The organism is Roseateles sp. (genome assembly GCF_036486225.1).
Classification (GTDB): Bacteria; Pseudomonadota; Gammaproteobacteria; order Burkholderiales; family Burkholderiaceae_C; genus Roseateles.
The window spans coordinates 1-7,363 of the sequence record NZ_DASVNZ010000231.1; the positions used below are offsets into that span (position 1 = coordinate 1).

Annotated in this window: 5 protein-coding genes; 4 read left to right on the top strand and 1 reads right to left on the bottom strand. The window is 69.4% G+C overall.

All coding sequences use genetic code 11. The features are described from left to right. Window positions 1-1,273, top strand: a 1,273-nt coding sequence (locus VF536_RS15840) for a DUF1631 family protein (protein WP_331615827.1), incomplete at its 5' end; no start/stop codon positions are given. Between the two features lie 213 nt (window positions 1,274-1,486). Continuing rightward, window positions 1,487-3,769 carry a patatin-like phospholipase family protein gene (locus tag VF536_RS15845; RefSeq protein WP_331615828.1) on the top strand — a complete coding sequence of 761 codons (2,283 nt, stop codon included), beginning with the start codon at window positions 1,487-1,489 and terminating at the stop codon, window positions 3,767-3,769. A gap of 41 nt (window positions 3,770-3,810) precedes the next feature. On the opposite strand, the gene yihA is transcribed toward VF536_RS15845, so the two are convergent. Next, window positions 3,811-4,473 carry a ribosome biogenesis GTP-binding protein YihA/YsxC gene (gene yihA / locus VF536_RS15850; protein ID WP_331615831.1) on the bottom strand — a complete coding sequence of 221 codons (663 nt, stop codon included), beginning with the start codon at window positions 4,471-4,473 and terminating at the stop codon, window positions 3,811-3,813. Between the two features lie 577 nt (window positions 4,474-5,050). Between yihA and VF536_RS15855 the strand changes: the two genes are divergently transcribed. Continuing rightward, window positions 5,051-5,641 (top strand): c-type cytochrome, encoded by a 591-nt coding sequence (locus VF536_RS15855; RefSeq protein ID WP_331615829.1) that lies wholly within the window; start codon window positions 5,051-5,053, stop codon window positions 5,639-5,641. Window positions 5,642-5,766: 125 nt separating this feature from the next. Beyond that, the coding region (locus tag VF536_RS15860; RefSeq protein ID WP_331615830.1) for a cytochrome c biogenesis protein ResB at window positions 5,767-7,363 on the top strand (1,597 nt) is incomplete at its 3' end.

The following is a 7,363-nucleotide window of genomic DNA, read 5'->3' on the forward strand; positions in this document are numbered from 1 at the left end:
CAGGCTGGGGCCGGGCGTGGGCGCGCCGGGCTCGGACCTGCTGTCGCGCCTGTACGACCAGATCCTGGCCGACGACAGCCTGCAGCCGCCGCTGAAGGTGCTGATGGGGCGGCTGCAGGTGGCGATCGTGCGCCTGTCCAAGGCCGATCCCACGCTGCTGCGCCGCCAGGACCATCCGACCTGGCAGTTGCTGAACCGGCTGGCCGCGCATGGCGCGGGCTTCCAGCGCAGCGACGACGCGGAACTGAAGGCCTTCCTGCAGTTCCTCGAACGCGTGATCCAGCCGCTGCTGGACAGCGCGCATCCGTCCGCGCTGCAGTTCCAGCAGGCGCTGACCGAAGTCGATTCCCACATCCGCGCGCAGGCCGAGGCCCGCGGCCAACGCAGCGCCGTGGCGCTCGAGCGTCTGGACCGCGAGCAGCGCCGCCAGGAATGGCAGCGGATGCTGCGCGACCAGCTGCAGCACCAGCTCGACGACGCGCAGGCCGGCAAGCTGATGCGGCGCTTCCTGCTCGGCCCCTGGGTCGAGGTCATCGCGCAGGCGATGGTCCAGCACGGTCGGGACGCCTCGGAGCCGCAGACCTACATCGAGCTCGTGGACGCGCTGCTGCACAGCGTCGCGCCGCAGCCGGACGAGGCCGCCCGCGTGCGCCTGCGGGGCCAGTTGCCGGACCTGGTCCGCGCGCTGGACCGCGGCATGGATGCCATCGCGCTGCCGGCGATGCAGCGGCAGACCTTCCTGGATGAGCTGATGCGCCAGCACGGCCGCGTCCTGCGCGGTCAACCGGCCGTCGAGGAGGCCGCCCCGGCGGCGCCCTCGCCGCGTCGTCCCGCGCTGACCCCCGAGGAACTGCTGCAGCAGCTGCTCGACGAACGCGAGTCGCAACTCCCCTCGCGCTGGGCCTACGAGCGCGTCGACCGCGGCCAGCTGCCGACGGTGCCGGTCGCGCTCTACAGCGAGGAACATTCGCCGCACGCGCACGCAGCCCTGCAGGACTGGATCGCCGGCGTGCACATCGGCGGCTGGTACCACTTCTTCCATCAGAGCGAATGGATCACCGCGCAGATCGCCTGGATCAGCGACAGCCGGCAGATGTTCCTGTTCGTCGGCCAGGTGGCGGAGGAGCGCCACTCGGTGACGCGCGGCGCGCTGGAACAGCTGGTCGCCAACGGACTGATCACCGAGCTGGAAGACGAACCGCTGCTCCAACGCGCCATCGGCACGCTGATGCTGGACCTGGACCGCGCGCCGCACAACGGCAACGATCACTGACGGACTTCCGCCGGTTCGATGTCGAACCGGTTCGGGTCACAATGCGCCCGCCTCGCGCCGTTGCCGCGAGGCTGTGCCGTGAGCCCGATGTCCGCCGTGTCCCGAGACCCCTCCGCCCCGTCCCGTCCCGACCGTCCTCCACGCCCGAGCGCCCTGTGCCGCAGGGCGCGGGCCCTCGCCTCGACGTCGCTGGCGATGTCGACGGCGGCGTTGATGGCGCTGATGACCTTGACGGCGCTCGTTGCGCCCGCCGCCCTCCTCGCCCAGACGGTCCCGCCCAATCCGCCGCCCGGTCCGGTGGCGACGCCCGCGGCCGACCAGGCCCAGCGGCCCAAGCTCGGCCTGGTGCTGTCGGGCGGCGGCGCGCGCGGCCTGGCGCACGTGGGCGTGTTGAAGGTGCTCGAACGCGAGCACATCCCGGTCGACATCGTCACCGGCACCTCGATGGGCGCGATCATCGGCGGCCTCTACGCCAGCGGCATGACCGCCGAGGACCTGGACCGCGAGCTGTCGCGCATCGCCTGGGACCGGCTGTTCGCGAGCCGCGTCGACCGCCAGGACCTCTCGCAGCGCCGCAAGGAAGAGGACTTCGAGTTCTCCGCGACGATCGAGTTCGGCCTGCGCGACGGCGAGGTCCGCGTGCCCACCGGCACGCTCTCCAGCCGGGGTCTGGAGGCCCTGCTGCGCCGGCTGACCCTGCCGGTGCGCAACGTCACCCGGTTCGACCAGTTGCCGACGCCCTTCCGCGCCGTCGCCACGGACATGGAGAACGGCCGCGAGCGCATCCTGGCCGAAGGCGACCTGGCGCTGGCGCTGCGCTCCAGCATGAGCGTGCCGGGCGTGTTCGCACCGGTCGAGTGGGAGGACCGCATCCTCGGCGACGGCGGGCTGGTCAACAACCTGCCGATCGACGTCGCCCGCGAGATGGGCGCGACGCGGCTGATCGCGGTGAACGTCGGCACGCCGGTGGGCGGGCGCGAGACGCTGAACTCGCTGCTCGGACTGACCGCGCAGATGATCAACATCCTCACCGAGCAGAACGTGCAGCGCTCCATCGCCAGCATGTCCGCCGGCGAGGACCTGCTGATCACGCCCAAGCTGGGCGCGCTCACCTCGGGCGACTTCGACAAGGTACGGGACCTCATCCGCGCCGGCGAGGAAGCCGCCGAGGCGCTGCTGCCGCAGCTGCGGCCCTATGCCGTCGACGAGCGGACCTACAAGGACTGGGAGATCGCGCGCATCGGCACCAAGCCGCCGGGCGTGTTCATCGCCGCGGTCAAGATGGAGGGCTCGGACAACACGAATCCGGAGCGCTTCCGCAGCCAGCTCGAATCGAAGCCGGGCCAGCCCTTCAACAACGAGACGGCCGAGCGCGACATGCGCTTCCTGTCCTCCAGCGGCGACTACAACCGCGTCGACTACCACGTCGAGCAGCGCGCCGAGGGCGAGACCCTGGTCTTCAACATGGAAGACAAGCCCTGGGGGCCGAACTACTTCCGCGTCGGCATGGACCTGTCGACCGACTCGAGCGGCGACAGCTTCTTCAACCTGCGGCTGAGCCACAACCGCCACTGGCTGACCGACAAGGGCACCGAGTGGCGCAACCAGATCACGATCGGCGAGACGCCGCGGCTCTACACCGAGCTGTACCACCCGCTGGGCCTGAAGCTGGGCGTGGCCGACGACTGGTTCGTCAGTGCCTGGGGTGAGGCCAACCAGCGCAAGCAGATCGTCTATGACGACAACGATCCGGACAACGCCAGCCTCGGACAGGCCCGGCTGGTGAGGCGCGACGCCTCCGTGGGGCTGGACGTCGGCCAGCCCTGGGGGCGCTGGGGCGAGGTGCGGCTCGGCGTCATCAGCCAGATCCGGCACGCCAAGCCCGACCTGATCACCGTCGCGACGCCCGAGATGGGCAAGCTGCGCTGGACCAGCTATGAGCGGGGCTTCCGCTTCCGGACCGTCGTGGATCAACTGGACTTCGCCAACTTCCCGCAGCACGGCTACCGCTTCACCGTCGAGGCGCAAGGCGGCCGCCAGGACAACCGCAACCTCAGCAGCGGTCGCTTCCTGCGGCTGAACACGGACGGGAACGTGGTGCGCAGCTTCGGCGGGCACACGATCAGCCTGTACGCGCGGGCCGTGGCGTCGCAGCAGCCGGACGACACCGGCCTGGGCGGCTACACGCTGGGCGGCTTCCACCAGCTGTCGGGCTACAACCCGAACCAGCTCAGCGGCAACTCGCTGCTGTTCACGCGGGCGACCTACTACCGGCGCCTGAACGACCAGCCCTTCCTGTCACGCGGGTTCTTCATCGGCGGCACGCTGGAGGCCGGCAACACCTGGTTGTCGCGCCGCGACATCAGCGTCAAGGACATGCGCTACGCGAGCAGCATCTTCCTGGGCTCGGACACGGGACTGGGGCCGCTGTACGTGGGCATCGGCTACGCGCCCCGCGGCGGCACCGCGTTCTACGTGTTCATCGGCCGGCCTTGAGTTGGCTTTGAGCAGACGCCAAGCAGGCCATCAAGCAGGCGTCACGTAGGCGTCGAGTCGTCTTCCGCGTCGTCCTCGATGCCTTCGTCCTCGTCCTCGTCCTCGCCGGACGCCTCGCGCGGCGCGGCGTGGGCCCAGTCGTAGATCACCTCGGCCACGTCTTCCAGGCCCTGCTTGCTCAGCGCCGAGAACAGCGTGACGGCGATGTCGGAGTCCTCCGTGGCCAGCACGCCCAGGTCCTTCTGGACCTGCGCCAGGATGGCGGCGCCTTCCTTGCGGTTGAGCTTGTCGGACTTGGTCAGCACGACCAGCAGGCTGACCTCGCCGGCGGTGACGCGGTCGGACACGTATTCGAGCAGCTGCTTGTCGAGATCGGTCAATCCCAGGCGGGAGTCGACCATCAGCACCACGCCCGACAGCTCCTCGCGCTGGCCGAGGTAGTCGGCCATCACGCGCTGCCAGCGCAGCTTGGCGTCGCGGGCGACCGCGGCGTAGCCGTAGCCGGGCAGGTCGGCGAACAGCGCGGTGGGCGCGTCGCGCGGGCCCACCGCGAACAGGTTGATGTGCTGCGTGCGGCCCGGCGTCTTCGACGCGAAGGCCAGGCGCTTCTGTTGGGCCAGCGTGTTGACCGCCGTCGACTTGCCGGCATTGGAACGGCCGACGAAGGCGATCTCCGGCAGGCCGCGCGAGGCCGGCGGGGCCAGGTCTTGCGCGCGCGCTTCGCCTTCGCCACCCTCTTCGCCGGTCTCTTCTCCGATCTCTCCGGCCTCCGAGTCGGCTTCCGGCGCGCCGACGACGTCGTCGTCCAGCAACTCCTCGTCGAACCCGGCGGCCTCGGCCTCGGCCAGCGCCGCCTCCGCGCGCGCCAGCGCTTCCCCCGGCAGCACGCCGTTGACCGGCAGATGCTTGAGCTGGCTGGCCGTGGTCAGGAAACGCGCGGTATGCGTCCAGGCCAGCGCGCGCTTGCCCGGGGTCAGGGGTTGCGTGCTGACGCGCTTGGGCGGCGGGGGCAGTCCTTGCGCCTTGGCTTTTTCCGTCGCCTTGGCGCGGGCCTTGGCGGCCGCGCGCATACCCGTTTTCCCGGGTCCCTGCTTCTTCTTTGACGCTCCCGCGCGTCCCGCGCCACGGCCTGCGGGTTTCCCTGGGGCCGCAGGGGCGGGTTTCTTGTTGGAATCGGTCATCGGGCTGCGCGGGCTCTAAAGAGGTGCATTGTAAGATCCCGCGGTTGCGCTCACCCAACCCTCAACATTCATGAAGACTGCCGCTTTCTTGTTGTCGAGCATGGTTTTGATGTCCGGCGCCGCCAACGCCAATGAACCCGCCCCAGCCGCCAAGCCTGATCTGACCAAGGGTCAGGCCATCAGTTCGCAAGTCTGCGCCGCCTGCCATACGGCGGACGGCAGCCGGGGCAGCCCGGCCAATCCCATCATCGCCGGCCAGCACGCCGACTACCTCGCCAAGCAATTGCACGAGTTCAAGTCGGGCAAGCGCAAGAACGCGGTGATGTCGGGCATGGCCGCGCCGCTGACGGACGACGACATCCGCAACGTGGCCGCGTTCTACGCCAGCAAGGGGTCCAAGCCCGGCTTCGCGAAGAACAAGGAGCTGATCACCCTGGGCGAGAAGATCTACCGGGGCGGCATCGCGGACAAGCAGGTGCCCGCCTGCGCCGGCTGTCACAGCCCGAACGGCGCCGGCATCCCGGCGCAGTACCCGCGCCTGGGCGGCCAGCACAGCGACTACACGGAGGCCCAGCTGACCGCGTTCCGCGCCGGCGGCCGGCCCAACAGCCCGCAGATGCTGGCGATCGCCGCCAAGATGAGCGACCGCGAGATCAAGGCGGTGTCGGACTACATCGCCGGCCTGCGCTGAGCGATCCCCGCGGGACGCACCTTTCGGGGAAGGTTCCGACGAACGAGGCCGGTGATCCGATCACCGGCCTTCGCTTTTGCCGGCCCTCGCCCGATTCGTCACCCGGGGCAACGAGAATGCCGGCCATGACCCAGTCGTCCCCCGAGATGTCACCCGAGAATCCCCCCAGGCAGTCCACGCGGACGGCCCAGGCGATCGCGCGCGTCGCGCTCGACGACGCCATGGAGCTGGTCGCGTCGATGCGCTTCGCCATCGCGCTGCTGACGGTGCTGTGCATCGCCTCCGTGATCGGCACCGTCGTGCAGCAGCGCCAGCCGATGCCCAACTACGTCAACCAGTTCGGGCCGTTCTGGTCGGAGCTGTTCGGCAAGTTCGACCTGTACACCGTCTACAGCGCCTGGTGGTTCCTGCTGATGCTGGGTTTCCTGGTCGTCTCGACCAGCCTGTGCATTGCGCGCCATACGCCCAAGATCCTGCGCGACCTGAAGACCTACAAGGAAACGATGCGCGAGCAGGCTATCCAGGCCTTCAAGCACAAGGCGCTGGGTTACCTGCACATGAATCCGGAAGCCGCGCTCGGCCAGATCAACGCGTGGCTGAGCGCCGAGGGCTGGAAGGCCCGCGCCCAGGTGCGCAACGGCGGCGTCATGATCGGCGCGCGCAAGGGATCGGCGCACAAGATCGGCTACCTGGCGGCGCATTCGGCCATCGTGCTGATCTGCCTGGGCGGGCTGTTCGACGGCGACCTCGTCGTGCGCGTCATGATGTGGGCGCAGGGCAAGCAGATCTACCAGGGCGACGACCTCACCAAGGTGACCGACGTCAACCGCCTGACGCCCAGCAACCCGAGCTTCCGCGGCAACCTGTATGTGCCCGAAGGCAGCCGTTCGTCGAACGCACTGATCTCCATGCCCAGCGGCGTGGTGGTGCAGGACCTGCCCTTCGACGTCGAACTGAAGAAATTCATCGTCGAGTACTACGCGACCGGCATGCCCAAGCTGTTCGCCAGCGACATCGTCCTGCACGACCGCCGCGACGGCTCGTCGACCAAGGCGACCGTCAAGGTCAACGAACCGGTGACCTACCGCGGCGTCACGCTGTACCAGAGCAGCTTCGAGGACGGCGGCTCGTCGATGAAGCTGAAGCTGCGCGCGCTGCAGGCCGCGCACGACACGCCGCTGGAAGGCAAGGTCAACGGCACCACGACGCTGACGGCGGACGGCGAGAAGTACGGCCTCGAGTTCACCGGGCTGCGCGTCATCAACGTCGAGAACTTCGCCGACGACGGCAAGGACAAGAACGGCACCGACGTGCGCAAGGTCGACCTGGTCGGGCGGCTGGAGCAGCATCTGGGCTCGGGCGCCAACCTCGAGGGCAAGAAGACGCTGCGCAACGTCGGCCCGTCCTTCAGCTACAAGCTGCGCGACGCCTCCGGCCAGGCGCGCGAGTACAACAACTACATGCTGCCGCTGGAGCTCGACGGGCACCGGGTCTACCTGCTCGGCGTGCGCGACACGCTGTCGGACAGCTTCCGCTACCTGCGCGTGCCGGTGGACGCCAAGGACAGCATGGACGGCTGGCTGGCGCTGCGGCGCGCGCTGGCCGATCCGGCGCAGCGGCTGCTCGCGGCCCGGCGTTACGCGCTGGGCGCCAGTCCGCAGGACAAGCCGGCGATGCAGGCGCAGCTGGAGGCGACCGCGCTGCGCACGCTGACGCTGTTCG

Bases quoted from the DNA above. Each gene is read 5' to 3' on its own strand.
- VF536_RS15855 (WP_331615829.1), top strand. From the start codon at position 5,051: ATGGTTTTGATGTCCGGCGCCGCCAACGCCAATGAACCCGCCCCAGCC.
- VF536_RS15845 (WP_331615828.1), top strand. From the start codon at position 1,487: ATGGCGCTGATGACCTTGACGGCGCTCGTTGCGCCCGCCGCCCTCCTC.